The sequence below is a fragment of the Streptomyces sp. NPDC002784 genome (assembly GCF_053592135.1).
Window position 1 is genome coordinate 97,213 of record NZ_JBSFVD010000009.1, and the last position, 25,220, is coordinate 122,432.

The window sequence follows — 25,220 nt, forward strand, 5'->3', positions numbered from 1 at the left end:
GTCGGCCCGACCTTTCCCACGGAACGTTGCATATCGGCAACGCTCCGTCCGGATGGTGAATAAGGCATGGCGTTCGCACGGGCCCTTGGCATAGAAACGCGGCATGTTCTGGGTCCTCCTGCTGCTGCTGGCCTGGGCCGTCGCCGGCCTCGCGTGCACCCGGCTGTGCCTGGCCGCGGTCCACGCGGCGGCCGTGGACGTGAACGCGGGCCGAGCGCACGATCTGACGCTGTACGAAGCCGCGTTCCTGTCGGGCGGCCCGCGCCGGGTCGCCGATCTGACGCTCGTCTCCATGGCCCGCCAGCGCCGGCTGCTGCTCGCCCGCACGGGCTGGGCGACGGTCGTCGACCCGCGCGGCCGGGACGACATCGAACGGTCCGTCATAGGGGCGATCGGGCCCGAGGGCCAGTCCCGCATCGCGCCGGTGCGGGACGCCGCGGCCGACGCGGAGGCGGTGGGCAGCCTCGCCGAGCGGCTGGTCCGGGCCGGTCTCGCCGTCCCCGACGGAGCCCGCACCGGCATAGCGGCCGCGGTCCAGCGGGTGCGGCTCGCCGCGGCGGCCGTCCTGGCGCTGGGCGCGACCGCGCTGCTCATGCCCGGCACGACCGAGCTGCCCCGCCATCTGGTCGCCCTCTGGTTCGGGCTGCCGCTCGCGCTGACCCTGAGCTGTCTGGCCATCGCGCGCGTCGAGGTCCACCCGTACTCGCGCTGGGCGTCACCGGCCGGACAGCGCCTGCTGGGCGCGCTGACCCGGCACACGGGCGGCGGGGACGACCGTACGTACCTCACCACCGTCGCCGTGCGCGGCGTCCACGCGATCGGGGAGCCGGACCTGCGGGCGGCCTTCGAACAGCGCGCGCCCCGCTGGCGCGACTGACACCCCCGTCCAGGGGGCGCACAGGGAGCATTGGCGCCGACACCGGCCGGACGGTGCTTGCCTTCGCCCACAACTGACCGAAGCATCCCTTTTGTTGCGTCCGTGCACCGAAGGGATACCCGATGAGAGCCCTCGTCCTCCACACGGCCGCCGGGTCGTTGCTCCTGACCTCCCTCGCCGCCACCCCGGCCGGCGCCGCGGAGGCCGTCCCGGGTCTGGCCGAACTGCGCGGCACCGTGGTGGCCGCCGCGCGGGCGAGGGCGACCGGCATCGACTTCGGCTCCTGCTCGCAGGAGCAGGACATGCCGGGCTCTCTGCGGTGCGGCACGGTCAAGGTCCCGCTGGACTACGCGCGTCCGGACGGCCGGCAGATCGAGCTGACGGTCAGCCGGGTGCGGGCCACCCACAAGGACCCGCACAACAGCAAGCGCCGGGTGCCGCGGCAGGGCGCCCTGGTCTTCAACCCCGGCGGGCCGGGCGCCTCCGGCATGTACTTCCCGCTGATCGGCCTGATGCCCGAGTGGAAGCGCCTCGCGGCCGCCTACGACCTCGTCGGCTACGCCCCGCGCGGGGTGGGCCGCAGCGCTCCGCTGTCCTGCCAGGACCCCAAGCACTTCGTCAAGGGGCCCTCACCGGCGCCCACCCACCCCTCGGAGTCGTACAAGCGGGAACGGATCGCCCGGGCCAAGGCGTACGCGCGCGGCTGCGCCCAGCGTTCCGGCGGCGCGCTGCGGCACTACCACTCCCTCAACAACGCCCGCGACCTGGACGTCCTGCGGGCCGCGCTGGGCGAGGAGCGGCTGACGTTCATGGGCGCGTCCTACGGCACGTACTTCGGCGCCCTGTACGCGACGCTCTTCCCCTCGCGGGTGCGCCGGATGGTGTTCGACGCGGCGGTGAATCCGGACCCGGAGCAGATCTGGTACCGCAACAACCTCGACCAGTCGGCTGCGTTCGAGGGCCGCTGGGCGGACTTCCGGGAGTGGATCGCCAAGCACCACAAGGTGTACCGGCTGGGCGACACCCCGGCGAAGGTGCTGCGCAGCTACGAGCGGGCGCGGGCGCGGCTCGCCGCCGAACCGGCGGGCGGGAAGGTGGGGCCGCGACAGCTGCACGGGGCGTTTCTCCAGGCCGGGTACTACGACGACTACTGGCCGTACCGGGCGCAGGCGCTGTCGGCGTACCTCAAGGGCGATCCGAAGCCGCTGATCGACATCGCCTCGCCGGTGCCGGAGGCCGCCGTCGAGGCGGAGAACAGCAAGGCGGTGTACACGGCCGTCGAGTGCAACGACGCGGCCTGGCCCACCGACTGGCGGGTGTGGGACCGGGACAACACCCGGCTCGCCCGGGTGGCGCCGTTCGAGACGTGGGACAACGTGTGGGCGAACCTGCCCTGCGCCTTCTGGCCCGCGCCGCGCCAGCGGCCGCTCGATGTGCGGACGGCGCCCGGTGAGCTGCCGCCGACGCTGATCCTCGCCGCCGAGCGGGATGCCGCGGCGCCCTATCAGGGGGCGCTGGAGCTGCACCGGCGGCTGGCGGACTCGGTGCTGGTGACCGAGCGGGACGCGGGGACGCACGGGATCGCGGGCGGGCCCAACGCGTGCGTCAACGCGCATGTGGAGGCGTATCTGCTGGAGGGGCGGCTTCCGGTGCGGCGCACCGCGTGTGCGCCGCGTCCGGAGCCGCGTCCCGCCACGTGAGGGGCGGCCGAGGGGCTCAGGCGAGCCCGGCGATCAGATCCGCCACCGACTTGCGGCGGCCCGTGTAGAAGGGGACCTCCTCGCGTACGTGCATGCGGGCCTCGGACGCGCGCAGGTGGCGCATCAGGTCGACGATGCGGTACAGCTCGTCCGCCTCGAAGGCGAGGATCCACTCGTAGTCGCCCAGCGAGAAGGAAGCGACCGTGTTGGCGCGGACGTCCGGGTAGCCGCGGGCCATCTTGCCGTGGTCGGCGAGCATGCGGCGGCGGTCCTCGTCGGGCAGCAGGTACCAGTCGTAGCTGCGCACGAAGGGGTAGACGCTGACGTAGTCGCGGGGCGTCTCGTCGGCGAGGAACGCCGGGATGTGCGAGCGGTTGAACTCGGCGGGACGGTGCAGCGCCATGTTCGACCAGACCGGCTCCAGCGCGCGGCCGAGCCGGGTGCGACGGAAGAGGTTGTACGCCTCCTGGAGCTGGTCGCTGGTCTCGGCGTGCCACCAGATCATGACGTCGGCGTCGGCGCGCAGCCCGGACACGTCGTAGGTGCCGCGGATCGTCACGTCCTTGGCGGCGAGCTGGTCGAACAGCTCCTGGACCTCGTCGGCGTAGCCCGCGCGGTCCTCGGGGAGCACGTCCTTCAGCCTGAAGACGGACCAGAGGGTGTAGCGGATGACATCGTTGAGGTCCTTGGCCAGCTTGCCCTTGTTCGGGATCCTGCCGGACTCGGTGGTGGGGGCGTCGTCACTCATGGTCCTTATTCTCCTGCTCCTCCGTGCAGACTCTGCACCGGGTGGGCGGTGAGCTGCTGCACAGCGCGCAGATCACCGTGGATCTGGTCGACGGCCGCATAAGCGCTCGCGATGCACGCCGGGATGCCCACGCCGTCGTAGGCCGCGCCGCACACCGCCAGGCCCGGCACCTTGCCCAGGTGCTCGCGGATGCGGGCCACGCGCGCGTGGTGGCCGACCGGGTACTGGGGCAGGCCGTCGGTCCAGCGGGTGACGCGGGTGGCGATCGGGGCGGCGGTCAGGCCGGTCGCCGCCTCCAGGTCGTGCCGGGAGACCTCGACGAGGTCGGTGTCCTCCCGCTGGAGGATCTCCGTCTCGCCGTACCGCCCGACCGAGGTGCGCAGCACCAGCACGTCCGGGTCCTGGTCGGCGATCCAGCCCCACTTGTGGGAGGCGAAGGTCGACGCCTTGATGGTGCGGCCGTCGACGGGCGGCACCAGGAAGCCGCTGCCGGCGGGCAGCGCGGTGCCGGCGCGCCGGTAGGCGAGGGTGACCAGGGCCATGGAGGCGTACTCGACGGCGGCCAGCTCGCTCGCGGCGGCCGGGGCTTCGGCGCGCAGCAGGTCGGCGGCGGCCCGCGCGGGTACGGCGACGACGACGGCGTCCGCGCGCAGCGTCCGGTCGCCGGTGACGACCCGCCAGCCGTCCGGCTCGCGGCGCAGCCCGGTCACCGGCGCGCCGGTGACGATCTCGCCGCCCCTGGCCCGCACCGCCTGAGCGACGGCGAGCGCAAGCGTGCCGATGCCGCCCTCGATGCCCATGAACACCGGACCGCTGTGCCGAGCCGCCGCCGCACCGGCCTGGATCGCGCGGACCGCCTCGGTCAGGGAGTCATGGTCCTGCGCGGCCCGGAAGAGCTGCGGGACGGCCGAGCGCATCGAGATGCGGTAGGCGTCGCCCGCGTACACCCCGCCCAGCAGGGGCTCGACCAGCCGGTCGACGACCTCGCGGCCCAGCCGCTGCGCCACGTACGCGCCGACCGCCACATCGTCGCCGACCTCGGTGCGGGGCAGTTCGGCGTCGCGCTCGATACGGGCCAGGCCCTCGTCGGACAGGACGCCGGCCAGGGCGGCGGCGGTGCCGGGCACGCCCATGACATGGCCCTTGGGCATGGGGCGCAGGGCGCCGCGGGTCCACAGGGAGGCGGTGGCGGTGGCCGGGGGCTGCAGGCGCTCGGCGAGACCGGCCTCGCGGGCGAGCCCCACGGCCTCGGGGCGGCGGGCCAGCATCGACTCGGCGCCGAGGTCCACCCGGACGCCCGCGATCTCGCCGGGCAGCAGCTTGCCGCCGATCCGGTCCGATGCCTCCAGCACGGTCACCCGGCTGCCCTCGGCCAGCAGCCGGTGGGCCGCCGCGAGGCCGGCGATCCCGGCGCCGATGACGACGACCCGTCCGTGTTCCGCTGGAGTGTCCGCTGCGTGCATGAGCCCACTCTCTCAAACGCCACTGACACTCCCGCCGACGCCGTCCGGCCCTGCGCGTGCCCGGCCCGAGTCCCGACCGTGACCGCATCGGAACCGCCGGATGCCAACGTCCGGGCCTCCTCCGGCGTCGAAGAAGCATCAGCCGTCACGACCCTCGGGGGGTAACACCACCATGCGCGCACGACGTTCCGTACGACCTGTCCATGCCGTCGCCGGCGTTCTGCTGGCGGCAGCCCTGGCGCTGACCGGATGCACCGGCGGCGCCGACTCCAGCGACTCCGCGGGCAGCAACGAGGCCGCCAAGTCCCAGGCGGACAGCGCCGCGGGCGCGGCGGCCCCCGGCCACTCCGGCGCCGAGCAGGCGGACGCCCCGCCCAGGATCACCGCGAGCCGCATCATCCGCACGGCGTCGCTGACCGTACAGGTCAAGGACGTACCGAAGGCCCTCGACGAGGCCCGCACCACCGCCGAGAACGCGGGCGGCTACGTCGGCAACGAGACGACCACCCGCGGCCAGGACGGCAGGGAGCGCACCCGCGTCGTGCTCCGCGTGCCCGTCGGCTCCTACGCGGACGTCCTCGCCGACCTGGAGGGCACCGGCAAGCTGCTCGACCGCACCGCCAAGGCGCAGGACGTCACCGAGCAGGTCGTCGACGTGGAGAGCCGCATCAAGTCGCAGCGGGCCAGCGTGAGTCGGATCCGCGCGCTGATGGACCAGGCCACCAAGCTGACCGACGTGGTGACGCTGGAGGGCGAACTGAGCACCCGCCAGGCGGACCTGGAGTCGCTGCTGGCCCAGCAGGCCTCCCTGGAGGACCGCACGAGCCTCGCCACCATCACCCTGTCGCTGTCCGGGACACCGGTGAAGAAGGCGGCGGCCGAGGACGACGACCCCGGGGTCATGGACGCGCTCACGGGCGGCTGGGACGCCTTCGTGACGATGCTGCGCTGGATCGTCATGGCCGTGGCGGCGGTTCTGCCGTTCGCCGTGGGTGCGGCCCTGCTGATCGTGCTCTGGCTGCGGCTGGTGCAGCCCCGGCTGACCCCGCGCCCGGCACCCGCGCGCGAGGAGGAGTGACCGCGAGCCCGAAATGATCTGCCCCCGTAGCGTGTTCGCATGAACATGAAGCGTGGGCGGGGTACGAGGGAACGGCTGGTCGTGATCGGCGGCGACGCCGCGGGGATGTCCGCGGCGTCGCAGGCACGGCGCATGAAGGGCGCCGCCGAACTGGAGATCGTGGCCTTCGAACGCGGCGACTTCGCCTCGTACTCGGCGTGCGGCATCCCGTACTGGGTCGGCGGCGACGTCGCCGGGCGCGACGAGCTGATCGCCCGTACGCCCGAGGAGCACCGCGCGCGGGACATCGATCTGCGCATGCGCACCGAGGCCGTGGAGATCGACCCGGCCGGGCAGCGGGTACGCGCGCGTGACGTCGATTCCGGGGCCGAGTCCTGGACGTCGTACGACAAGCTCGTGATCGCGACCGGTGCGCGGCCGGTCCGCCCCGACCTGCCGGGCGCCGACGCGCCGGGCGTGCACGGGGTGCAGAGCCTGGGCGACGGGCAGGCGCTGCTGGACACGCTGGCACGCACGCGTGGGCGGCGCGCGGTCGTGGTCGGCGCCGGTTACATCGGCGTGGAGATGGCCGAGGCGCTGATCAAGCGCGGGTACGAGGTGACGGTCGTGAACCGCGGCGAGGAGCCGATGTCCACGCTCGACCCGGACATGGGCCGCCTGGTGCACGAGGCCATGACGGGCCTCGGCATCACCATGGCCGGCGACGCCGAGGTCACCGAGATCCGCACCGGTGACGACGGCCGGGTCCGCGCGGTCGTGACGCAGGACGCCGAGTACCCGGCGGACGTCGTCGTGCTCGGCATCGGGGTCCGCCCGGAGACGACGCTGGCGCGCCGGGCCGGGCTGCCCCTGGGGCGGCACCAGGGGCTGCTGACGGACCTCGCGATGCGGGTGCGCGGACACGAGAACATCTGGGCGGGCGGCGACTGCGTGGAGGTCCTGGACCTGGTCTCCGGTCAGGAGCGCCACATCGCGCTGGGCACCCACGCCAACAAGCACGGGCAGGTCATCGGCACCAACGTGGGCGGCGGCTACGCCACCTTCCCCGGGGTGGTCGGCACCGCGGTCAGCAAGGTCTGCGACCTGGAGATCGCCCGCACGGGCCTGCGCGAGAAGGACGCGCGCCGGGCCGGCCTGCGGTACGTCACGGCCACCATCGAGTCGACCAGCCGGGCGGGCTACTACCCCGGCTCCTCCCCGATGACGGTCAAGATCCTCGCCGAGCGCCGCACCGGCCGCCTGCTGGGCGTGCAGATCGTCGGCCGGGAGGGCGCCGCCAAGCGCGTGGACATCGCGGCGGTGGCCCTGACCGCGGGGATGACGGTGGACCGCATGACGGCCCTGGACCTCGGCTACGCCCCGCCGTTCAGCCCGGTGTGGGACCCCGTCCTGGTGGCGGCCCGCAAGGCGGCGAAGGCCGTGTCCGAGGACTCCTAGGCCGAGCCGCTGATCCTCGGCAGCGACGCCACCGACGCGCCGGCGGGGGCGGCCACCGGCTGCTCCCCCGTCCCCGGCCTGGCGTGCGCGGCCGGCGGCCGCACGGACCGCAGCCGATGGCTCACCGCCTCGTCGAGCGTCACCGGACGCCCCGTCTGCGCGGCCAGCCGGCCGGCCTCCTGGCCCAGCCGCGCCACGTCCTCCCAGGGAAGCCGCACCACCACGGAGAGCTCGGCCTCACCGTCCGGCAGCGCGTGCATCGACGGAGCAACTCTTTCGTTCATCGCCTGTCCTCCCGTAGTCCCGGTCGACAAGCCATACGCGCGCAACGGCACCGGCGTTCACCGATTCCGGGACCGCATCCAGGGAAGAAGTCACTCGTGGTCATCCCCGTCCATGACGTGAACCCCGTACGCGGCACCCCGTACGTGACGTACGGGCTGATCGCCGCGAACGTCTTCGTCTTCCTGGCCCTGCCCGGCACGGTGGGCATGCCCTGGGAAAGCCGCCTGGCCCAGACCTGCGAGCTGCACGCGCTGCTGGACCAGTACGCGGCGGTGCCACGGGAGTTGATCCACGGTCAGCTGCCCCGCCTGGTCCCCACCGGCGACGTCTCGGTCGGCCCGCACGGCCCCGGCTGCGTGGTCGGCGAGCCGGGCTACGACAAGTCACCGCTGCTGTCGGTCTTCACGGCGATGTTCCTGCACGGCGGCTGGCTGCACCTGCTCGGCAACATGCTCTTCCTGCTGATCTTCGGCAACAACATCGAGGACCGCATGGGCCATGTGCGGTACTTGCTGTTCTACGTCGTGTGCGGCTACGCGGCCGGTTACGGCTTCGCACTGCTCAACGCCGACTCCGGCGACCCGCTGATCGGCGCCTCGGGAGCGATCGCCGGGGTGCTGGGCGCCTATCTGGTGCTGTATCCGAAGGCCAGGGTGTGGGTGCTGGTGCCGTTCCTGGTCTTCCTGCCGCTGAGACTGCCGGCCTGGATGGTGCTCGGCTTCTGGTTCGGGCTCCAGGCGGTGTACTCCTCCGGCGAGGGCATCTCGCAGGCCGGGACGGTCGCGTACACCGCGCATGTCGTCGGCTTCCTCGCGGGCATGCTGCTCGCCTGGCCGCTCAAGCCCGGCACACCGCCGCCGCCGGAGCCGCGCGGCCTGCTGTTCGGCAGACGCGCCCGGCCCCGCCAGACGTGGTGAGTCAGCGCGCGGTGCGGGTGTGGACGTACTCCACGAGCCGGGTCAGGGAGTCCGGGTCGGTGTGCGGCATGACGCCGTGGCCGAGGTTGAAGACATGGCCCTCCAGGCCCGCCGCGGCGTCGAGGACCTCCTGCGTCTTCGCCTCGACGGCCTCGGTGGTGGAGAACAGCACGGTCGGGTCGAGGTTGCCCTGGAGCGCCTTGCCGGGGCCGACCCGGCGGACGGCCTCGTCCAGCGGGACGCGCCAGTCGACGCCGACGACGTCCGCGCCGGCCTCGCCCATCAGGCCGAGCAGTTCACCGGTGCCGACACCGAAGTGGATGCGCGGGACGCCGTACCCGGCGACGGCCTCGAAGACCTTGGCCGAGGCGGGCATCACCGAGCGGCGGTAGTCGGCGGGGGCGAGCGCGCCGACCCAGGAGTCGAAGAGCTGGACCGCGGAGGCGCCGGCCTCGATCTGGACCTTCAGGAAGCCGGCCGTGATGTCGGCGAGGCGGTCGAGCAGCTCGGCCCAGAGCTCCGGGTCGCCGTACATCATCGCCTTGGCGTTCTCGTACGTACGGGACGGGCCCCCCTCGACGAGATAGCTCGCGAGGGTGAAAGGCGCGCCGGCGAAGCCGATGAGCGGGGTGGAGCCCAGCTCGCGGGTGAGCAGGCCGATGGCCTCGGTGACGTAGGAGACGTCCTCGGGGGTGAGGTCGCGCAGCCGGGCCAGGTCGGCGCGGGTGCGGATCGGGTTCTCGACGACCGGGCCGACGCCGGGCTTGATGTCGAGGTCGATGCCGATGGCCTTGAGGGGGACGACGATGTCGCTGAAGTAGATCGCCGCGTCCACGTGGTGCCGGCGCACGGGCTGGAGGGTGATCTCGGTGACCAGCTCCGGGCGCATGCAGGACTCGAGCATCGGGATGCCCTCGCGGACCTTGCGGTACTCCGGCAGGGAGCGCCCGGCCTGGCGCATGAACCACACGGGCGTGTGCGGCACGGGTTCGCGGCGGCAGGCCCTCAGGAAGGCGGAGTCGTGCGTGGCGGTCGGCGTCGTCTCGTGTGCACTCACGTCGGAAAGTCTCGCACGGGGGCAAGGGTGCGCTGTCCCCCGCTCCCGGGGCCCCTGTCCCGTCGCCGCCCCGGAACATCACGGGTGTCTAGGCCAGCGCCGGGGCCCGGTTCCCCTTAATCTTCCGGCATGGCTGCGGCGCAGGAACGACTCTCGGACGGCACTGGTGGGATGGACGAGGCGAAGGACGGTAACCGGGAGGGGAGCGGGGCGGCGGCTCCGTCGGCGTTCCAGGCCGCGGTCCAGGCCCTGCGCGGCAGTCGGCTGAGGCCGCAGATCGAGGTGGAGCCGACGCGCGCCCCGCAGCGGCTCGCCCCGCACGCGTACGCGCTGGAGGCGACCGTCCTCGACGGTGACCAGGATCTCGCCGACGGACGTCTGGTGCTGCTGCACGACCCGGCCGGGCACGACGCCTGGCGGGGCACGTTCCGGCTGGTGACGCTGGTGCGGGCGGAGCTGGAGCCGGAGATGGCGGCGGACCCGCTGCTGCCGGAGGTGTGCTGGTCGTGGCTGACCGGCGCGCTCCAGGCGCGCGGACTGACGTACGGCGAACCCAGCGGCACCGTCACGCGCGCGAGTTCGCACTACTTCGGCGGCCTGTCCGAACGCCCCTCGGCCTCGCAGATCGAGATCCGCGCCTCCTGGACCCCGCGCGAGGGGCTGGGCGGGGTGCCGGACACCGCGGCGCATCTGGCGTCCTGGGCGGATCTGCTCGCCCAGGTCGCCGGGCTGCCGCCGGCCGGTCCCGGGGACGCGGCGGTGGTGACGCTGCCGCAGCGGAGGGGACCGCAGTCGCGTTAGCGGTGCGGGGACGGGTGCATGAGCGGCGGAGACGTGGGCATCACTTTGTCGATACGGCCACTTTCAGTCATGAGCAGACACTCGAACGAACCGATTCGTTCACCGAACGATCGACCGTACGTCCGAATTGCACCAATTGTTACTCACTAGATCGTGATCATTCTCTAAAGGACTCCGCGTTCGGTGCCGAAGACGTCTTTGACCTTCAAAGCCGTCCGCACCCCAGGAGGCCTGGTGTCCGTTCTCCTCGAGCAGCCCGCAAGCCTGGTCGCCTACCGCCCGAACAAGCCGACCGCCATGGTGGTCGTGGCCGACCCCCGCGTCCGCTCCACCGTCACCCGCCACCTGTGGGCGCTCGGTGTGAGAGACGTCATCGAGGCCTCGTCCGTCGCGGAGGCTCGTCCCCGCATCGGCAACCCCCGCGACATCTGTGTCGCCGACGTCCACCTGCCCGACGGCTCGGGCCTGACCCTGCTGTCCGAGACCCGCGCCGCGGGCTGGCCCAACGGCCTCGCCCTCTCCGCGGCCGACGACATCGGCGCCGTACGCAACGCGCTGGCCGGAGGCGTGAAGGGTTACGTCGTCACCGGCACCCGCACCAACGTCGGGCTCCCCACCCGGCCCGGTGCCGCCCCCATCGGTGCCGCCGCCGCCCGTATGCACCGCCGCCCCCCGGGTGCCCCGAGCCACCCGGGCGGTTACCGCGAACTGTCCGGCCGTGAGGTCGAGGTGCTGCGGCTGGTGGCGGAGGGCCAGTCGAACAAGGCCATCGGCGTCTCGATGGGCCTGTCCGCGCTGACCGTGAAGAGCCACCTCGCCCGAATCGCCCGCAAGCTCGGCACGGGCGACCGTGCCGGCATGGTCGCCGTCGCCCTGCGCACCGGCATCATCCACTGACTCCCCGACCGCCCTTCACGGACGTGAACGGACCGGCCGCCGGCCCGCCCCGCCCGTGCTCCACCCGTCGTGAACCGGACGATGCACCGGCCTGACTGGTTTACGACCCCCAAGCGCCCGTCGACGGAACGTTCCGTCGACGGGCGCTGTCCATACACGGATACCCTTGACAGGTGACCGACGCCCAAGACACCGCAGCAGACAGCTCACTGCGAACCACCGGAGGCGCCCCTCCGGACGACGGCGGATCTTCTGTTACGGGGGCGCCGGACGGGGCGACCCACCCCGAACCCACCCCTTTGCTGGAACCCCGCGAAGGCGTTCCGCCGGTGATCGCCGACGAGGAGTCCCTCGCCCGCGTCATCGCCGCGTTCGCCGCCGGATCGGGTCCCGTCGCCGTGGACGCCGAGCGCGCCTCCGGCTACCGCTACGGACAGCGCGCCTATCTGGTGCAGCTGCGCCGCGAGGGCGCGGGCACCGCGCTGATCGACCCCGTCGCCTGCACCGACCTCTCCGGCCTCGGCGAGGCGCTGTCCGGCACCGAGTGGGTGCTGCACGCCGCGACCCAGGACCTGCCCTGCCTCAGGGAAATAGGCATGGTCCCCACCCGGCTGTTCGACACCGAGCTGGCGGGCCGGCTCGCCGGGTTCCCCCGGGTCGGGCTCGGCGCGATGGTCGAGAGCGTGCTCGGCTTCGTGCTGGAGAAGGGGCACTCCGCCGTCGACTGGTCCACCCGCCCGCTGCCCGAGCCGTGGCTGCGGTACGCCGCGCTGGACGTGGAGCTCCTCGTCGACCTGCGCGACGCGCTGGAGAAGGACCTCGACCGGCAGGGCAAGCTGGAGTGGGCCCGCCAGGAGTTCGACGCGATCGCCTCCGCGCCGCCGGCCGAGCCGCGCAAGGACCCCTGGCGCCGCACCTCCGGGATGCACAAGGTGCGCCGCCGCCGGCAGCTCGGCGTGGTGCGCGAGCTGTGGGAGACGCGGGACAGGATCGCCCAGCGCAGGGACGTGTCGCCGGGCAAGGTGCTGTCGGACGCCGCGATCGTGGAGGCCGCGCTGGCGCTGCCCGCCAATGTGCACGCGCTGGCCGCGCTCAACGGGTTCGGACACCGGACGGGCCGGCGGCAGCTGGAGCAGTGGCAGGCGGCCGTCGACCGGGCCAGGCTGCTCAGCGAGTCTCAGTTGCCGCAGCCCGGGCAGCCGGTGACCGGTCCGCCGCCGCCGCGCGCGTGGGCCGACAAGGACCCCGCGGCCGCGGCCCGGCTGTCGGCGGCCCGCGCCGGGGTCTCCGCCCTCGCCGAACGGCTCAACATGCCCCAGGAGAACCTGATCACCCCGGACACCGTGCGCCGGGTGTGCTGGGAGCCGCCGAAGGAGGTGGACACCGAGACGGTGGGGGCCGCCCTCGCCGGGTACGGGGCCCGGCCGTGGCAGGTGGAGCAGGTCACGCCGGTGCTGGTGGCCGCGCTGTCGGCCCAGGCGTAGCGCCGGCAGGCACCTCACGGGAGCCCGGCGACGTCGAGATCGCGCCAAGGTCCGCCGACGACACCCCCGCGGTGTGACCTTCGCCGCTTGGTTCCCCGGGGCTGGGCAGCTACGTTACTCATAAGTAGCATGGTTGTAAGCGCGCGCTCAGTGCATGCGTGCCGCAGCAGTGCAGTCCCGCACCCTGGAGGAGAGCCATCGTGCCTCGTACCGTCAGGGACGTCGTCTTCGTCGACGGCGTCCGCACCCCGTTCGGCAAGGCGGGCCCGAAGGGCATCTACCACGAGACCCGCGCCGACGACCTCGTCGTGAAGGCGATCCGGGAGCTGCTGCGCCGCAACCCCGGTCTCGACCCCAAGAAGATCGACGAGGTCGCCATCGCCGCGACCACGCAGATCGGGGACCAGGGCCTGACCCTCGGCCGCACGGCCGGCATCCTCGCCGGCCTGCCGCAGTCGGTCCCCGGCTACTCGATCGACCGGATGTGCGCCGGCGCCCTGACCGCCGTGACGTCCGTCGCCGGTTCCATCGCCTTCGGCGCCTACGACGCCGTCATCGCCGGTGGTGTCGAGCACATGGGCCGCCACCCGATGGGCGAGGGCGTGGACCCGAACCCGCGGTTCGTCAGCGAGAAGCTGGTCGACGAGTCGGCGCTGTTCATGGGCATGACCGCCGAGAACCTGCACGACCGCTACCCGCACATCACCAAGCAGCGCGCCGACGAGTACGCCGTGCGCTCGCAGGAGAAGGCCGCCAAGGCGTACGCCAACGGCAAGATCCAGGCCGACCTGGTGCCGGTCTCGGTGCGCCGCACCAACCCGGAGGCCGGTGAGACGGGCTGGGGTCTGGTCACCGCCGACGAGCCGATGCGCCCGGGCACCACGCTGGAGAACCTGGCCGGTCTGAAGACCCCCTTCCGCGTCCACGGCCGGGTCACCGCCGGCAACGCGGCCGGTCTGAACGACGGCGCCACCGCCTCGATCATCGCCTCCGAGGACTTCGCCCGGGAGCACGACCTCCCGGTGAAGATGCGCCTGGTCTCCTACGCCTTCGCGGGCGTCGAGCCGGAGGTCATGGGCTACGGCCCGATCCCGGCCACCGAGAAGGCCCTCGCCAAGGCGGGCCTGTCGATCGAGGACATCAACCTCTTCGAGATCAACGAGGCCTTCGCCGTCCAGGTCCTGGCCTTCCTCGACCACTACGGCATCGCGGACGACGACGCGCGCGTCAACCAGTACGGCGGCGCCATCGCCTTCGGGCACCCGCTGGCCTCCTCCGGTGTGCGTCTGATGACGCAGCTGGCCCGCCAGTTCGAGGAGCAGCCGCACGTCCGCTACGGCCTGACCACCATGTGCGTCGGCTTCGGCATGGGCGCGACGGTCATCTGGGAGAACCCGCACTTCGACGGAGGCAACAAGTGAGCACCACCGCTGAGCTCCTGAAGGGCGCGGCCGAGCTGTTCCCCGACGAGGTCGTCACGTCCGCGCACGTACGCCACCTCGACCTGCCGTCCGGTGCCGGGCGCTTCGCCCTGATCACGCTGGACAACGGCTTCGACCACACCAAGCCGACCACCTTCGGCCCGCAGTCGCTGGCGAACCTGGACACCGCCATCGACCAGGTCGAGGCGGAGGCCGCGGCCGGTGAGATCGTCGGCGTCGGCATCACCGGCAAACCGTTCATCTTCGCGGTCGGCGCCGACCTCAAGGGCGTCGAGCTGCTGAAGGAGCACCAGGACGCGCTGGCCATCGGCAAGGGCGGCCACGAGGTCTTCAAGCGCCTCGCGGGTCTCGCGGTGCCGACCTTCGCGTACTACAACGGCGCCGCGATGGGCGGTGGCGTCGAGGTCGGTCTGCACTGCCGGTACCGGACCGTCTCCAAGGCGCTCCCCGCGTTCTCGCTCCCCGAGGTCTTCCTCGGCCTGGTGCCCGGCTGGGGCGGCTGCACGATCCTGCCGAACCTGATCGGCGCCGAGAAGGCCGTCTCGGTGATCATCGAGAACAGCCTCAACCAGAACAAGCAGCTCAAGGGCGAGCAGGTCTTCGACCTCGGGATCGCCGACGCCCTCTTCGAGGGCGCGGACTTCCTGGAGCAGTCGCTGATCTGGACCGCGAGCGTCCTCAAGGGCGAGATCGTCATCGAGCGCCCGGCGATCGACCGCGGCGAGGCCTGGGACCAGGCCGTGGCCAAGGGCCGCTTCATCGCGGACTCCAAGGTGCACGGCGCCGCCCCGGCCGCCTACCGCGCCCTGGACATCATCGCCGCCGCCAAGAACGGCGACCTGCAGCAGGGCTTCGACGCCGAGGACCAGGCGCTCGCCGACCTGATCATGGGCGGCGAACTGCGCGCCGGCATCTACGCGTTCAACCTGGTGCAGAAGCGCGGCAAGCGCCCGGCCGGTGCCCCGGACAAGAACCTGGCCCGCCCGGTCACCAAGGTCGGTGTCGTCGGCGCCGGTCTGATGGCCTCCCAGCTCGCGCTGCTCTTCCTGCGCCGCCTGGAGGTGCCGGTCGTGCTGACCGACATCGACCAGGAGCGCGTCGACAAGGGTGTGGGCTACGTCCACGCCGAGATCGAGAAGCTGCTCGGCAAGGGCCGTATCAACCAGGACAAGGCCAACCGCCTCAAGGCCCTGGTCACCGGTGTGCTGGACAAGGCCGAGGGCTTCTCCGACGCGGACTTCGTCATCGAGGCCGTGTTCGAGGAGATCGGCGTCAAGCAGCAGGTGTTCGCGGAGGTCGAGGCGGTCGCCCCGGCGCACGCGATCCTCGCCACCAACACCTCCTCGCTCTCGGTCTCCGAGATGGCGTCGAAGCTGAAGCACCCCGAGCGGGTCGTGGGCTTCCACTTCTTCAACCCGGTCGCGATCCTGCCGCTGCTCGAGATCGTCCGCGGCGAGCAGACCGACGACGCCTCGCTGGCCACGGCGTTCGCCGTCGCCAAGAAGCTGAAGAAGACCGCGGTCCTGACGAAGGACGCCCCGGCGTTCGTCGTCAACCGCATCCTCACCCGCTTCATGGGCGAGATCCAGAACGTCATCGACGAGGGCACCCCGGTCGAGACCGCCGAGAAGGCCATCGAGCCGCTCGGTCTGCCGATGTCCCCGCTGGTGCTGCTGGAGCTGGTCGGTCCCGCGATCGGCCTGCACGTCTCGGAGACCCTCAACCGGGCCTTCCCCGACCGCTTCACGGTCTCCCCGAACCTCGCCGCCGTCGTCAAGGCGGGCAAGCGCGGCTTCTACGTCTACGACTCCGGCAAGCCGGAGCTGGACCCGGAGGTCGCCGCGCTGCTGAAGCAGGGCGATGTCGTCCTGACCGAGGAGCAGGTGCGCGCCCGGGTGCTCGACGCCGTCGCGCAGGAGATCGGGCTCATGCTCGACGAGGGTGTCGTCGCCGAGGCCCAGGACATCGACCTGTGCCTGATCACGGGCGCCGGCTGGCCCTTCCACCTGGGCGGCATCACGCCGTACCTGGACCGTGAGGGTGTCTCGGAGCGCGTGAACGGCAAGAAGTTCCTGGCGCCGGGCGTGGCTTCGGTCCCCGCGTAACAGCGCTGGACGCAGAGGGCCCCCGCCGGTCGGCGGGGGCCCTCTGCGCGTTCCTCAGACCTCCTGCCAGGCGGCCAGCGCGAGACCCGGTTCGTCCTTCTGGCGGGCCAGGCGCAGCACGCCGTCCGGCGTCAGGCTGGCGGCCACCACCCGGCCCGCCGCGTCCTCCGCCACGGCGACCCGGGTGCCCGGCGGCAGGGCAGGACCCGACTCCGTCCACCACAGGCCCGCCGACTCCCGCTCCGTCGGATACGCGGCGAACGCGACCCGGCCGGAGGAGGAGCGCTGGGCGAGCAGGGTGCAGTCGTGGCCGTCCAGCACGCAGCGGACGGCGGACACCCGGCCGGGGCCCGCGGCGGCGAGCAGGGGCACCGGGTCGCCGTCGGGCCGCCAGGCGTACAGCATGCCCTCGGGGTCCGCGAAGAAGAGCGTCGTGTGCTCCTTCGAGGTCGGCAGGGCGCTCAGGGTGCCCGGAGCGAGGGACACCGCCAAGGGGTCGGCCGCGACCGGGCGGCCGCCCGGCTCCTGCTGGAGCCAGCGCAGCACGCCGGCGGGACCGGTCGCGTACACCTGGACCAGACCCGACTCCGCGGTGACGGCGACGAGTTGCTCCGCCACCTTGGAGCCCTTCAGGTCGTGCCAGCCGTTCCAGCCGCCGCGTTCCTTCTGGTTGACGGTGTGCACGCCCTGGCCGCGGTTGCGGACGAAGAGGTAGGCGCGGCCCTCCGTGTCGACGGCGACGGCCGGGGTGCCGGTGCGCTCGCCCTGCTTGTTCGGGTGGCCGACGGGCAGCCAGTCCAGGGCGGCCAGCAGCGGGCGGAAGTGCGTGGAGTGCACCAGCCCCGATTCACCCGCACGAGTGGACCGCCAGGCCACCAGATGGGCGTAGCCGTCCGCGCCCCGGCCCAGCGCGAACCCGGGCTGCACCTTCTGCTCACCGCCCACCCGGCGCGGGGCGTCCCAGGTGCCCCCGGGGACGTGCTCCGCACGGCACAGGACGGCGTCCCGGGTGTGCCAGTAGACGCTGAGGCGGCCATCTCGACCGCGTATGAGCCAGTCGCCGTTCACCGGATCACTCTAAACGGGGGCGTCCCGGGCACCGCGTGCGACCCTGGGGCCATGGAGTCTGCCTTGTTGGTGATCGTCGACGCGGCGAACGTCGTCGGGTCGGTGCCGGACGGCTGGTGGCGGGACCGCAAGGGGGCCGCCGAGCGGCTGCGGGACCGGCTGGCGGCGGACGGGGTGCCGGGGCGGCCGGGGCCGGCCGAGATCGTGCTGGTGGTGGAGGGGGCGGCCCGGGGGGTGTCGTCGGTGGCGGGGGTGCGGGTGGAGTCCGCCGGGGGCAGCGGGGACGACCACATGGTGGACCTGGTCGCCGGGCGGGCGGACGGGCGCCCGTGCCTGGTGGTGACGGCGGACCGGGAGCTGCGGCGGCGGGTGGCGGAGCTGGGGGCCGAGGTGGCGGGGCCGCGGACGGTACGGCCGTGACTACCGCGCCCGGGCGTGCAGTACGGCACCGTCGACCACCGCCACTTCCTCGTACCCGGCCAGCAGCCGGCGCAGGGACCTGATCCGGTCCGGGGCGTACGGCTTGCCCCGGGAGTCGTCGACGATCAACCGGGGCGGGCGGGTGGCCAGTTCGCGGTGGAGCGTGGCCCAGGCGCCCCGCATCGCGTACTCCTCGCCCACGGACGGGCCGTCCCGGCCGCCGCTGTAGTTCGTCAGGAGACCCGCCGTCAGATAGCGGGTGGCCGGGGCGCGGTGGGCCAGCCAGTACGTCTCCGGGTGCATCCCCCACAGCAGGATCCGGTCGTCCGGTGCGGTGCGGCGGCTGATCGCGTCCGCCAGGCGCTGGGCGTGGGTCAGCTCCGGGCGGGGGGCGAGCAGGCCCCAGGTCAGGAACAGGGCGCAGCAGCAGGCCGAGGTCACGAGGGCGCGGGTCCGGCGGGCCGGGGGCAGGGTGCGCAGTGCCGCTGTCGCCAGCAGGGCGAGCGGTGGGGTCAGTTGCAGGTAGTAGTGGCCGAAGAAGTGGAAGCCGAGGGCGACCGCCCCGGCCGCGGACGCCAGCCACAGCCACAGGTCCGCCGCCGCGGTACGGGCCCGTGCCGCCGGCGGGAGCAGTCCCGCGCAGGCCACCGCCAGGATCGCGGTGTTCGTCACCGCCCGGGTCAGGACGTGGAGTTCGGAGCCGGTGAAGGAGGCGTAGGCGCCCGATCCGGTGACCGTCCAGAACAGGAAGCCCGCCGGGTCGGTGAGCACCGCCGCCGACAGCACCGGCGCCAGCGCCCCCGCCCCGAGCCGCAGCAGCCCGCCCCAGGACGCCCCGCACAGCCACAGCACCGGCAGCAGCACCGCCCCGCCGGTCTGCTTGGCGAGGAACGCGCAGCCGACGGCCGCCCCCGCCGCCGCCCAGCGCCCCCGGTCCGCGCACCACATGGCGGCCGCCGTGCACGGCAGCATGAACACCTCGAAGCCGGCCGCCTGGGCGTCCTCGGGGTTCAGGCCGACGGAGATCAGCAGATACAGCACGCCCGCCGTGCGGCCCGCGGTGTCGCCCCAGCGGCGGCGGGCCAGTGCGGCGAGGAGGGCCGCGGTCAGCAGCTGGGCCAGGACGGCCAGCAGCCGCACCGACACCAGCGAGTCCGAGCCCGCCAGCGCGAACGCCCCCTGGTAGAGCCACGGTACGAGCGGCGGCTTGCGGTCCACGACCGTCTCGTACAGCTCTCCGCCGTGGGCCAGCATGCGTGCCTGTACGGCCAGGTACCCCTCGTCGGGGTTCCAGAGGGGATGGGCGAAGGACGGGACGCGGGTGAGACAGGCGAGCGCCGCCAGCAGGGGCAGCAGCCGGCGCCAGTAGCCCCGGCCGGCTCGCGGCGGCGTCACGGAGCGTTGCTGGGCGAGGGGCTCGGCGTACATGGAAGTGCACGCTATCCGGCCCCGCAGTCCCTGTCTGAGCGGGACATACGGGGCCGGGACGGCAAACCGGGGACGCTACTCGGCGTCACCCCGGGGCGGCCGCACGACCTGGCCGACCGAGGTCTCCTCGGCGCGGCCCAGACGGCTGTGGCCGCGGCCGTACAGGAAGTAGACGACGAAGCCGGCCGCCATCCACAGCGCGAACCGGAGCCAGGTCTCGGCGGGCAGGTTCAGCATCAGCCACAGCGAGGCGCACACCGACAGGATCGGGATGAGCGGCACCCAGGGGGTGCGGAAGGCCCGGTGCAGGTCGGGGCGGGTGCGGCGGAGGATGATCACGCCGATGGCGACGACCACGAAGGCGAACAGGGTGCCGATGTTGACCAGTTCGGCCAGTTCGCTCAGCGGGGTGAAGCCGGCGAGGATCGCGATGAGCACACCGAGCAGGATGGTGGGCCGGTGCGGGGTCTTGAACTTCGGGTGGACCTGGGAGAAGAAGCGCGGCAGCAGTCCGTCGCGGCTCATTGCGAAGAACACCCGGGTCTGGCCGAGGAGCAGGATCATGCAGACCGTCGTCAGGCCGACCGCGGCGCCGAAGCTGATGAAGCCCGCGAACCAGGGATGCCCGGTGGCCTTGAAGGCGTCGGCGAGCGGGGCGGTGATGGACAGGTCGCTGTAGTGCTGCATGCCGGTCACCACGATGGACACCGCGACGTACAGGACGGTGCAGATGATGAGCGATCCGAGGATGCCCCGGGGCATGTCGCGCTGCGGGTTCTTGGTCTCCTCCGCGGCCGTGGCGACGACGTCGAAGCCGATGAAGGCGAAGAAGACGACGGAGGCCGCGGTGAAGATGCCCATCACACCGAAGTTGGAGGGGGCCCAGCCGAACATCAGCTGGATCAGCGGCGCGTCCAGGCTGTCGCCCGCGTCCACCGGCTGGGCCTTGGGGACGAACGGGTCGTAGTTGGCGCCCTTGATGAAGAAGGCGCCCGCGATGATCACGGTCAGCACGACCGTCACCTTGATGGCCACGACCACCGAGGTGACCCGCGCGGAGAGCTTGGTGCCGAGCACCAGGATCGCGGTGAGCACCAGCACGAGCGCGGCGGCGAGGATGTCGAAGCCGAACCCGTCGGCCCCGTCCCGGGAGGCGAGCGCGGCGGGCAGATGCCACCCGGCGTTGTCCATCAGCGAGGCGACGTAGCCGGACCAGCCGACCGCCACCACCGCCGTACCGAGCGCGAACTCCAGGACGAGGTCCCAGCCGATGATCCAGGCGGGCAGCTCCCCGAGGGAGGCGTACGAGAAGGTGTACGCCGATCCCGCCACCGGCAGGGTGGAGGCGAACTCGGCGTAGCACAGCGCGGCGAGCGCGCAGGCGACGCCGGCCGCGACGAAGGCCAGCGCGACGGCGGGTCCCGCGTTGTTCTTGGCGACGGTGCCGGTCAGGACGAAGATTCCGGTGCCGATGATGACACCGACGCCGAAGACCGTCAGATCGAGCGCGGACAGGGATTTCTTGAGTGCGTGCTCGGGTTCCTCGGTATCGAGGATGGACTGCTCGACCTTCTTCGTCCGGAAGAGGGTGCTGCTCATGGGCGTACCTCCGACGCTTGTCGTCCTCGACATGATCGAGAGGGGGCGTCGTCGGTATGCCCGGACACCAGCGAGGTCACACGGATGGGCCGGTCCCACCACCTCGTAGGGGGGCGGGACCGGCCCATTCGGCGGTACTCAGTCGCGTGCGGCTTCCACTTCGGCCGCTGCCCGGTCGAACCGGCCGTCCAGCTTGGAGACGAGTCCGGTGACCTGGCGGGCGATGTCGGGGGCGGTCAGGCCGATCTCCGCCATCACCTCGGCGCGCGAGGCGTGGTCGAGGAAGCGCGGCGGGATGCCGAAGTCCCGCAGCGGGACGTCGACACCGGCGTCGCGCAGCGCCTGGGCGACGGTCGAGCCGACGCCGCCGACGCGGGAGTTGTCCTCGACGGTGACGACCACGCGGTGCCGTTCGGCGAGCGGGGCCATGGACTCGTCGACGGGCTTGACCCAGCGCGGGTCGACGACGGTGGTGGTGATGCCCTGCCGGTCGAGCAGGCCGGCGATCTCCAGGCACATCGGGGCGAGGGCGCCCACCGAGACGAGCAGCACGTCGGGCCGGTCGGTGCCCGGCTCGCGCAGCACGTCCATGCCGCCGACGCGGCCCACCGCGGGTACGGCGGGGCCGACGGCGCCCTTGGAGAAGCGGACCACGGTCGGCGCGTCCTTGACCTCGACGGCCTCGCGGAGCTGGGCGCGGACCTGGTCGGCGTCGCGCGGGGCGGCGAGCCGGAGGCCGGGCACGACCTGGAGGATCGACATGTCCCACATGCCGTTGTGGGAGGCGCCGTCGGTGCCGGTGACACCGGCCCGGTCCAGCACGAAGGTCACCCCGCACTTGTGCAGGGCCACGTCCATCAGGACCTGGTCGAAGGCGCGGTTGAGGAAGGTGGCGTACACCGCGAAGACCGGGTGCACCCCGCCGGTGGCCAGGCCGGCCGCGGAGACGGCGCCGTGCTGCTCGGCGATACCGACGTCGTAGACCCGGTCGGGGAACGCCTTGGCGAACTTGTCGAGGCCGACCGGCTGGAGCATGGCGGCGGTGATGGCGACGAGGTCCTCGCGCTCCTTGCCGAGCGCGACCATCTCCTCGCCGAAGACGGAGGTCCAGTCGGCGCCGGAGGTGGCGATCGGCAGGCCCGTGTCGGGGTGGATCTTGCCGACGGCGTGGAAGCGGTCCGCCTCGTCCTGGAGGGCGGGCTGGTAGCCGCGGCCCTTCTCGGTGAGGCAGTGCACGATGACGGGGCCGCCGAAGCGCTTGGCGCGGGCCAGGGCCGACTCCAGGGCCTCGATGTCGTGGCCGTCGATGGGGCCGACGTACTTCAGGCCGAGGTCCTCGAACATGCCCTGCGGGGCGATGAAGTCCTTCAGGCCCTTCTTGGCGCCGTGCAGGGTCTCGTAGAGCGGCTTGCCGACGACCGGGGTGCGCTCCAGGACCTCCTTGGTGCGGGCCAGGAAGCGCTCGTAGCCGTCGGTGGTGCGCAGGGTCGCCAGGTGGTTGGCGAGGCCGCCGATGGTCGGCGCGTAGGAGCGCTCGTTGTCGTTGACGACGATGACCAGCGGGCGGTCGCCGTCGGCGATGTTGTTCAGCGCTTCCCAGGCCATGCCGCCGGTGAGGGCGCCGTCACCGATCACGGCGACGACGTGGTCGTCGCGCTTGCGGATCTGGTTGGCCTTGGCCAGGCCGTCGGCCCAGCCGAGGACCGTCGAGGCGTGGCTGTTCTCGATGACGTCGTGCTCGGACTCGGCCTGCGAGGGGTAGCCGGACAGACCGCCCTTCATCTTCAGCCGGGAGAAGTCCTGGCGGCCGGTGAGCAGCTTGTGCACGTAGGACTGGTGGCCGGTGTCCCAGAGCACCTTGTCCTTGGGCGACTCGAAGACCCGGTGCAGGGCGATGGTCAGCTCCACCACACCGAGGTTGGGGCCGAGGTGGCCGCCGGTCTTGGAGACGGCGTCGACGAGGAAGGTCCGGATCTCCCCTGCCAGCTGGTCCAGCTGCTCCAGGCTGAGCCGGTCCAGATCGCGCGGTCCCCTGATGCGGGTCAGCAGCGGCACCCGTGCCTCCTTGCAGTAGAGCTGTTCGAGCTGTTGCCGGGCTTGTCGAGTCTAATGTTCCGCCCCCGCGGCCTGCGCCCGGGCGGTGGGTCACTCGTCGGCTGTACCCATAATGCGGCGTTCCTACGACATGGCTGTTGCCCGGTACCCCTGGGGGCACCGGGCAACGGGTCCGACCGAGGTGCTACGCGCGACCGGCGGTCTTCTGGGTCTTGCGGGTGACCGCGTCGATGACGACGGTCGCCAGCAGCACACCACCGGTGATCATGTACTGGACCGGGGAGGCGATGCCCTCCAGGGCCAGGCCGTACTGGATCGAGACGATCACGAGGACACCGAGCAGGGCGTTCCAGGTGCGGCCCCGGCCACCGAAGAGCGAGGTGCCGCCGATGACGGCCGCCGCGATGGCGTTCATCAGCAGGTCACCGGCGCCGGCGCCCTGGTTCGCGGAGGCGATCTTGGAGGCGATGAACAGACCGCCGATGGCCGCGAAGGTGCCGGAGATCGCGAAGACCGAGATCCGGACCATCTCGACGTTGATACCGGCACGGCGGGACGCCTCGACGCTGCCGCCGAGCGCGAACACCTTGCGGCCGTAGGCGGTGCGGCGCAGGACGAAGTCCGTGAGCAGCAGGACCCCGATGAAGAGCACCACGGCCAGCGGCAGGCCCTTGTACGAGTTGTAGACCGCGGCGACGGCGAAGGAGACGATCGCCAGCAGCACCGTACGCAGGATGGTGTCGCTCAGCGGCCTCGACGGCACGCCCGCGGCCTCGCGGCGGCGGTTGCCGTAGAAGGAGCTGAGGAAGAACAGCGCGGTCGCGACGATGGCGAGACCGTAGGCGGCGGCCACATCGGAGAAGTAGTAGCTGGTCAGCTTGGCCACCAGGCCGTCGCTGTCCAGGTTGATGGTGCCGTTGTCGCCCAGGATCTTGAGCATGAAGCCGTTCCAGAACAGCAGACCGGCCAGGGTCACGGCGAAGGCGGGGACGCCGATCTTCGCGAAGAAGAAGCCGTGGATGGCGCCGGCGGCCGTACCGGTGAGGATGGCCAGCACGAAGGCGAGCCACTCGCTCATGCCGTTGGTGACGTTCAGCACCGCGAAGGAGGCGCCCGCGACACCGGAGACCGAACCGACCGACAGGTCGATCTCGCCGAGCAGCAGGACGAACACGATGCCGACGGCGATCATGCCCGTGCCGACCATGGCGACGGAGATGTCGGAGAGGTTGCCCGCGGTGAGGAAGTTGGAGTTCAGGCTCTGGAAGATGATCCAGATGACCGCCAGGCCGATGACGACCGGGATGGAACCCAGGTCGCCGGCCTTCATCTTGCGCTTGAACTCGGAGACGTAGCCCGCGAGGCCCTGCTCACGCACCAGCAGACGGGGGTCGACGACGGTCACGGCCGCGGCCGCCGCCTCGGGGTTCTCCACCGAGTGGTCCTCGGGCGGTGTGGAGGTCTTGTCGATGCTCACTTCTTGATCTCCCCATTGGAGCGCGCCGCACGACGGGTCACGGCGTTGTCCGTGGCGCCGGTGATGGCGGAGATGATCTCTTCCTGCGAGGTCGACTTGACCTCGAAGACGCCGTTGTTGCGCCCGAGGCGCAGGACGGCGACCTTGTCGGCCACCGCCTTCACATCCGCCATGTTGTGGCTGATGAGGATGACGGCGTGCCCGCGCTCGCGCAGCCGCTCCACCAGGTCGAGGACCTGGGCGGTCTGCTCGACGCCGAGGGCGGCGGTGGGCTCGTCGAGGATGACCAGCTTGGGCTCGCCCAGCATGGAGCGGGCGATGGCGACCGTCTGGCGCTGACCGCCGGAGAGCGAGGCGATCGGGATGCGGACGCTGGGGATGCGGATCGACAGCGTGTCCAGCAGCTCGCGGGAACGGCGCTCCATCTCGACCTCGTCCAGGATGCCGCGCTTGCGGACTTCCCGGCCCAGGTAGAGGTTGCCGACGACATCGATGTTGTCGCACAGCGCGAGGTCCTGGTAGACCGTCGCGATGCCCAGGTTCTGGGCGTCGTGCGGCTTGTTGATCGTTACGGGCTTGCCGTCCCACTCGATGACGCCGTCATCGATGGGGTGCACGCCGGCGATCGTCTTGACCAGCGTGGACTTTCCGGCGCCGTTGTCGCCGACCAGGGCGACCACCTCACCGGCGTGGACCTCAAGCTCTACGTCGGTGAGCGCCTGAACGGCACCGAATCGCTTGGAGACCCCGCGCAACGCCAGCACGGGCGTAGCGGACACGTGAACCATCTCCTTCGCCGCCTGACCCGGCGGGAGGTTGTGCAAAGAATGAGGGGAAGTTCCGTCCGGCGCCCCGCGCCGAGCTTGCGGGGCTGTCGAGTGC

General features: G+C 72.1%; 21 protein-coding genes. 11 read left to right on the forward strand and 10 right to left on the reverse strand.

Annotation, left to right across the window (positions count from 1 at the left end; all coding sequences use genetic code 11):
* Nucleotides 1-103: 103 nt before the first annotated feature.
* Nucleotides 104-877, forward strand: coding sequence for a TIGR04222 domain-containing membrane protein (locus ACWD1Z_RS18530; RefSeq protein WP_451119855.1), 774 nt, complete (start codon nt 104-106; stop codon nt 875-877).
* 122 nt (nt 878-999) lie between these two features.
* Nucleotides 1,000-2,577, forward strand: coding sequence for an alpha/beta hydrolase (locus tag ACWD1Z_RS18535; RefSeq protein WP_451119857.1), 1,578 nt, complete (start codon nt 1,000-1,002; stop codon nt 2,575-2,577).
* Nucleotides 2,578-2,593: 16 nt separating this feature from the next.
* On the opposite strand, the gene hemQ is transcribed toward ACWD1Z_RS18535, so the two are convergent.
* Both hemQ and hemG read right to left on the reverse strand, forming a co-directional pair.
* On the reverse strand, nt 2,594-3,325 hold the full coding sequence (gene hemQ, locus ACWD1Z_RS18540) for a hydrogen peroxide-dependent heme synthase (RefSeq protein ID WP_351982252.1): 732 nt from the start codon (nt 3,323-3,325) through the stop codon (nt 2,594-2,596).
* 5 nt (nt 3,326-3,330) lie between these two features.
* Complete coding sequence (hemG, locus tag ACWD1Z_RS18545) at nt 3,331-4,788, reverse strand: protoporphyrinogen oxidase (protein ID WP_451119858.1); 1,458 nt, start codon at nt 4,786-4,788, stop codon at nt 3,331-3,333.
* A 172-nt stretch (nt 4,789-4,960) separates the two neighbouring features.
* On the opposite strand from hemG, the gene ACWD1Z_RS18550 reads away from it, so the two are divergent.
* On the forward strand, nt 4,961-5,866 hold the full coding sequence (locus ACWD1Z_RS18550) for a DUF4349 domain-containing protein (protein ID WP_451119860.1): 906 nt from the start codon (nt 4,961-4,963) through the stop codon (nt 5,864-5,866).
* A 39-nt stretch (nt 5,867-5,905) separates the two neighbouring features.
* On the forward strand, nt 5,906-7,303 hold the full coding sequence (locus ACWD1Z_RS18555; RefSeq protein ID WP_451119862.1) for an FAD-dependent oxidoreductase: 1,398 nt from the start codon (nt 5,906-5,908) through the stop codon (nt 7,301-7,303).
* On the opposite strand, the gene ACWD1Z_RS18560 is transcribed toward ACWD1Z_RS18555, so the two are convergent.
* On the reverse strand, nt 7,300-7,587 hold the full coding sequence (locus ACWD1Z_RS18560) for a hypothetical protein (protein ID WP_451119864.1): 288 nt from the start codon (nt 7,585-7,587) through the stop codon (nt 7,300-7,302). The two genes, ACWD1Z_RS18555 and ACWD1Z_RS18560, sit on opposite strands and share 4 nt — an antisense overlap.
* Nucleotides 7,588-7,683: 96 nt before the next feature.
* On the opposite strand from ACWD1Z_RS18560, the gene ACWD1Z_RS18565 reads away from it, so the two are divergent.
* Nucleotides 7,684-8,505: a rhomboid family intramembrane serine protease gene (locus ACWD1Z_RS18565; RefSeq protein ID WP_451119866.1), complete on the forward strand. Its 822-nt coding sequence runs from the start codon at nt 7,684-7,686 to the stop codon at nt 8,503-8,505.
* A gap of 1 nt (nt 8,506) precedes the next feature.
* On the opposite strand, the gene hemE is transcribed toward ACWD1Z_RS18565, so the two are convergent.
* Nucleotides 8,507-9,562 (reverse strand): uroporphyrinogen decarboxylase, encoded by a 1,056-nt coding sequence (gene hemE / locus ACWD1Z_RS18570; RefSeq protein ID WP_389419922.1) that lies wholly within the window; start codon nt 9,560-9,562, stop codon nt 8,507-8,509.
* A gap of 129 nt (nt 9,563-9,691) precedes the next feature.
* Here hemE and ACWD1Z_RS18575 point away from each other — a divergent pair, with 129 nt between their 5' ends.
* The 5 genes from ACWD1Z_RS18575 (at nt 9,692) to ACWD1Z_RS18595 (ending at nt 16,291) form a co-directional block, all read left to right on the forward strand.
* The gene (locus ACWD1Z_RS18575; protein ID WP_451119868.1) at nt 9,692-10,363 is read left to right on the forward strand and encodes a DUF3000 domain-containing protein; all 672 of its coding nucleotides are present in this window, start codon (nt 9,692-9,694) and stop codon (nt 10,361-10,363) included.
* A gap of 234 nt (nt 10,364-10,597) precedes the next feature.
* The gene (locus ACWD1Z_RS18580; RefSeq protein ID WP_053751649.1) at nt 10,598-11,260 is read left to right on the forward strand and encodes a response regulator transcription factor; all 663 of its coding nucleotides are present in this window, start codon (nt 10,598-10,600) and stop codon (nt 11,258-11,260) included.
* Between the two features lie 173 nt (nt 11,261-11,433).
* On the forward strand, nt 11,434-12,744 hold the full coding sequence (locus ACWD1Z_RS18585; protein WP_451119869.1) for a ribonuclease D: 1,311 nt from the start codon (nt 11,434-11,436) through the stop codon (nt 12,742-12,744).
* 200 nt (nt 12,745-12,944) lie between these two features.
* A complete protein-coding gene (locus ACWD1Z_RS18590) occupies nt 12,945-14,165 on the forward strand; it encodes a thiolase family protein (RefSeq protein WP_451119871.1) in 1,221 nt (406 codons plus the stop codon).
* Nucleotides 14,162-16,291, forward strand: a complete 2,130-nt coding sequence (locus ACWD1Z_RS18595; protein WP_451119873.1) for a 3-hydroxyacyl-CoA dehydrogenase NAD-binding domain-containing protein — start codon at nt 14,162-14,164, stop codon at nt 16,289-16,291. Before ACWD1Z_RS18590 ends, ACWD1Z_RS18595 begins: the two co-directional genes overlap by 4 nt.
* A 54-nt stretch (nt 16,292-16,345) precedes the next feature.
* On the opposite strand, the gene ACWD1Z_RS18600 is transcribed toward ACWD1Z_RS18595, so the two are convergent.
* The gene (locus ACWD1Z_RS18600) at nt 16,346-17,359 is read right to left on the reverse strand and encodes a hypothetical protein (protein WP_451119874.1); all 1,014 of its coding nucleotides are present in this window, start codon (nt 17,357-17,359) and stop codon (nt 16,346-16,348) included.
* Between the two features lie 51 nt (nt 17,360-17,410).
* On the opposite strand from ACWD1Z_RS18600, the gene ACWD1Z_RS18605 reads away from it, so the two are divergent.
* Nucleotides 17,411-17,779 carry an NTP pyrophosphohydrolase gene (locus ACWD1Z_RS18605; RefSeq protein WP_451119876.1) on the forward strand — a complete coding sequence of 123 codons (369 nt, stop codon included), beginning with the start codon at nt 17,411-17,413 and terminating at the stop codon, nt 17,777-17,779.
* Here ACWD1Z_RS18605 and ACWD1Z_RS18610 read toward each other — a convergent pair whose 3' ends face one another.
* The 5 genes from ACWD1Z_RS18610 to ACWD1Z_RS18630 form a co-directional block, all read right to left on the reverse strand.
* Nucleotides 17,780-19,207 carry a glycosyltransferase family 39 protein gene (locus ACWD1Z_RS18610; RefSeq protein WP_451119877.1) on the reverse strand — a complete coding sequence of 476 codons (1,428 nt, stop codon included), beginning with the start codon at nt 19,205-19,207 and terminating at the stop codon, nt 17,780-17,782. It lies immediately after the preceding gene.
* Nucleotides 19,208-19,282: 75 nt separating this feature from the next.
* Nucleotides 19,283-20,806 carry an amino acid permease gene (locus ACWD1Z_RS18615; RefSeq protein ID WP_451119879.1) on the reverse strand — a complete coding sequence of 508 codons (1,524 nt, stop codon included), beginning with the start codon at nt 20,804-20,806 and terminating at the stop codon, nt 19,283-19,285.
* Between the two features lie 138 nt (nt 20,807-20,944).
* Nucleotides 20,945-22,861: a 1-deoxy-D-xylulose-5-phosphate synthase gene (dxs, locus tag ACWD1Z_RS18620; protein WP_451119881.1), complete on the reverse strand. Its 1,917-nt coding sequence runs from the start codon at nt 22,859-22,861 to the stop codon at nt 20,945-20,947.
* A 184-nt stretch (nt 22,862-23,045) separates the two neighbouring features.
* Nucleotides 23,046-24,338 carry a sugar ABC transporter permease gene (locus ACWD1Z_RS18625; protein WP_451119882.1) on the reverse strand — a complete coding sequence of 431 codons (1,293 nt, stop codon included), beginning with the start codon at nt 24,336-24,338 and terminating at the stop codon, nt 23,046-23,048.
* The gene (locus tag ACWD1Z_RS18630; protein WP_250071274.1) at nt 24,335-25,126 is read right to left on the reverse strand and encodes an ATP-binding cassette domain-containing protein; all 792 of its coding nucleotides are present in this window, start codon (nt 25,124-25,126) and stop codon (nt 24,335-24,337) included. The genes ACWD1Z_RS18625 and ACWD1Z_RS18630 overlap by 4 nt, the downstream gene beginning before the upstream one ends.
* Nucleotides 25,127-25,220: the final 94 nt, after the last annotated feature.